This is a genomic window from Streptomyces alkaliphilus (genome assembly GCF_014141535.1).
Taxonomy (GTDB): Bacteria; Actinomycetota; Actinomycetes; order Streptomycetales; family Streptomycetaceae; genus Streptomyces; species Streptomyces alkaliphilus.
In genome coordinates, this window is sequence record NZ_VKHT01000634.1 from 1 (window position 1) to 3,069 (window position 3,069).

At 74.5% G+C, this 3,069-nt stretch carries 2 protein-coding genes; both read right to left on the reverse strand.

The genetic code is table 11. The annotated features are described in order from the left end of the window. Positions 1–485: 485 nt before the first annotated feature. A complete protein-coding gene (gene thrC, locus FNQ90_RS17750) occupies positions 486–1,589 on the reverse strand; it encodes a threonine synthase (protein ID WP_182607284.1) in 1,104 nt (367 codons plus the stop codon). 17 nt (positions 1,590–1,606) lie between these two features. Next, entirely contained in the window at positions 1,607–2,899 is a 1,293-nt protein-coding gene (locus FNQ90_RS17755) for a homoserine dehydrogenase (protein ID WP_143619766.1), read from the reverse strand. Positions 2,900–3,069: the final 170 nt, after the last annotated feature.

Here is a 3,069-nt window from a genome sequence, read left to right on the forward strand (position 1 = left end):
GCAAAGACCCCGCGCCGGAACGAATACCAGCCTATCGAAGGAAGGTTCAGGGGCGATACAGGGCGTACCCGCCGACCGTCGACGTGTCGCCGACATCGGGCCGTACCCCGACCACCGACCCCGAACGGGACCGGTCTCCCCGAACCACCGCGAACGGCGTCGGGCCGGCCCGCACCCTCCCCGGACCGACTCGCCGGGAGCTTCCCCCGGCGGGGCCCGGCACAAACGTCCGGCGACCGGGGTCGTGCGCCGGTGTTCCCGTGGCGGACGTACCCGGGGCCTCCCGGGGGCCGTTCGGGCCCGGCCTCCGGCACGGGCTCCGGCCGGGGAACGAGGCCCACCGATCCCCCGAACGGGTGACGTGGGGCCACCCCCCGGGGCGGCGGGGGCCCGTGACGTCGGCTCCGTCCCGGGCGGGCCCGCCGTGGCGGAGCCGCCCGGGGGCAGCCGGAGGACACCCGGGAACAGCCGGGTGAGGGCCCGGATCAGGCCAGCTCGAGCCGGCGCGCGGCGGCCTCGGCGTCCACCGGCACCCGCACCGGCTGCGGCGCGCCCGCCACCGCCCAGTCGGGGTCCTTCAGGCCGTTGCCGGTCACCGTGCAGACGATCCGCTGACCCGGCTCCACCCGACCCTCGTCGGCCGCCTTGAGCAGCCCCGCCACCGAGGCCGCCGACGCCGGCTCCACGAACACGCCCTCGCGGGCCGCCAGCAGCCGGTAGGAGGCCAGGATCTGACGGTCGGTGACGGCCTCGATCAGCCCGCCCGACTCGTCGCGGGCCCGCTCGGCCTGCGTCCAGGAGGCCGGGTTGCCGATCCGGATGGCGGTGGCGATCGTGGAGGGCTCCTTCACCGGCTCGCCGCGCACGATCGGCGCCGCGCCGGCGGCCTGGAAGCCCCACATGCGGGGGGTGCGGGTCGCCGGCCCGTCGGCGGCGTACTCCCGGTAGCCCTTCCAATAGGCCGTGATGTTCCCGGCGTTGCCGACCGGCAGCACGTGGATGTCGGGGGCGTCGCCGAGCATGTCCACGATCTCGAAGGCGGCGGTCTTCTGACCCTCGATGCGCACCGGGTTCACCGAGTTGACCAGCGCCACCGGGTAACGGTCGGACAGGTCGCGGGCCAGGGTGAGGCAGTCGTCGAAGTTGCCCTCGACCTCCAGGATGCGGGCGCCGTGCACCAGCGCCTGACCCATCTTGCCCAGCGCGATCTTGCCCGTGGGCACCAGCACCGCGCACACCATGCCCGCGCGCACCGCGTAGGCGGCGGCCGAGGCGGAGGTGTTGCCGGTGGAGGCGCAGATCACCGCCTTGGCGCCGGCCTCCTTCGCGGCGGTGATCGCCATCGTCATGCCCCGGTCCTTGAAGGACCCGGTGGGGTTGGCGCCCTCCACCTTCAGGTGGACCTCGCAGCCGGTGCGCTCGGAGAGCACCTGCGCGGGCACCAGCGGCGTGCCGCCCTCGCGCAGCGTCACCACGGGCGTGTCCGGGCCGACCGGCAGCCGGTCCCGGTACTCCTCGATCACACCGCGCCACTGCCGGCCGGTGGTGCGGGGGGCGGGGACCGCCCCGGTCTCGCGCGTCACGTCCATGGTGTCCACTGCTTTCGTCATTCCCCTTCGACCCGCATGATGCTCGCCACCCCGCGCACGGTGTCCAGGCCGCGCAGGGTGTCGACGGTGGCGGACAGCGCCGCGTCCGGCGCGCGGTGGGTGACCACCACGAGGGACGCCTCGCCGTCCTTGCCCTGCTGGCGGACGGTGTCGATCGACACGTCGTGGTCCGCGAAGACCGCCGCCACCTGCGAGAGCACACCCGGTTTGTCGGCCACGTCCAGGCTGATGTGGTAGCGGGTCACCACCTCGCCCATCGGCGCCACCGGGAGCTGCGTGTACGCCGATTCTCCCGGGCCGCGCGCGCCGGTGACCTTGTTGCGGCAGGCCGCGACGAGGTCGCCGAGGACGGCGGAGGCCGTGGGCGCGCCGCCGGCGCCGGGCCCGTAGAACATCAGTCGTCCGGCGGAGTCGGCCTCAACGAAGACCGCGTTGTACGCCTCGCGGACCGAGGCCAGCGGGTGGGTCAGCGGGATCATCGCCGGGTGGACGCGGGCGGTGACCGAGCGGCCGTCGGCGGCCCGCTCGCAGATCGCCAGCAGCTTGACCGTGCAGCCCATGCGGCGGGCGGAGGCGATGTCGGCGGCGGTGACCTCGGTCAGGCCCTCGCGGTGCACGTCGTCCAGCCGGACCCGGGTGTGGAAGGCGATGCCGGCGAGGATCGCGGCCTTGGCGGCGGCGTCGAAGCCCTCGACGTCGGCGGTCGGGTCGGCCTCCGCGTAGCCCAGGGCGGTCGCCTCGGCGAGCGCCTCGCCGTAGCCCATGCCGGAGGACTCCATCCGGTCGAGGATGAAGTTGGTGGTGCCGTTGACGATGCCCAGCACCCGGTTGACGGTGTCGCCGGCCAGCGACTCGCGCAGCGGACGCAGCAGGGGGATGGCGCCGGCGACGGCGGCCTCGTAGTAGAGGTCGGCGCCGTGTTTCTCGGCCATCGCGTAGAGCGCGGGGCCGTCCTCGGCGAGCAGCGCCTTGTTGGCCGTCACCACGCTGGCGCCGGCCTCGAAGGCGGCCGCGATCAGCGAGCGGGCGGGCTCGATGCCGCCGATGACCTCCACCGCGACGTCGATGTCCTCGCGGGCGGCCAGCGCGGCGGCGTCGGTGGTGACCAGCTCCGGGGGCACGCCCTCGCGCACCCGGTCGGGGCGGCGGACCGCCACCCCGGCCAGCTCGACGGGGGCACCGATGCGGGCGGCGAGGTCGTGCGCGTGCGTCGTCATCAGGTGGGCCACCTGTGAGCCGACAACTCCACAGCCCAACAGCGCCACCTTCAGCGGACGCGCACTCACCATGTGATCTCGCCTTTCGCAGTGGCCCGGGATCCGCCCGGGGTGGGGCGGCGTGCCGGGGTATCCCTCGGGTGTCCAGTCTCACGCACCGGGCGGCGTGTCCGGTACGGGGTTCACCATGCGAGACCGAATGATTCGGTTCCCGGGCGGCGGATCGGGGCTCCGGGGAGGGG

Bases quoted from the DNA above. Each gene is read 5' to 3' on its own strand.
- FNQ90_RS17755 (WP_143619766.1), bottom strand. From the start codon at position 2,899: ATGGTGAGTGCGCGTCCGCTGAAGGTGGCGCTGTTGGGCTGTGGAGTT.
- thrC (WP_182607284.1), bottom strand. From the start codon at position 1,589: ATGGACGTGACGCGCGAGACCGGGGCGGTCCCCGCCCCCCGCACCACC.